This window comes from Shigella sp. FC1967 (genome assembly GCF_001743005.1).
In the GTDB taxonomy this organism is placed as follows: Bacteria; Pseudomonadota; Gammaproteobacteria; order Enterobacterales; family Enterobacteriaceae; genus Proteus.
Genome location: NZ_MIIZ01000411.1, coordinates 1 through 222 on the forward strand (window position 1 = coordinate 1; position 222 = coordinate 222).

1 rRNA gene is annotated in these 222 nt (G+C 49.5%); it reads right to left on the bottom strand.

Annotated elements, in window-relative coordinates:
- Positions 1-222, bottom strand: a 23S ribosomal RNA gene (locus BHE89_RS03575); the annotation flags it as partial.

Here is a 222-nt window from a genome sequence, read left to right on the forward strand (position 1 = left end):
AAACGTTAAAGGGTGGTATTTCAAGGTTGACTCCATGCAGACTGGCGTCCACACTTCATAGTCTCCCACCTATCCTACACATCAAGGCTCAATGTTCAGTGTCAAGCTATAGTAAAGGTTCACGGGGTCTTTCCGTCTTGCCGCGGGTACACTGCATCTTCACAGCGAGTTCAATTTCACTGAGTCTCGGGTGGAGACAGCCTGGCCATCATTACGCCATTC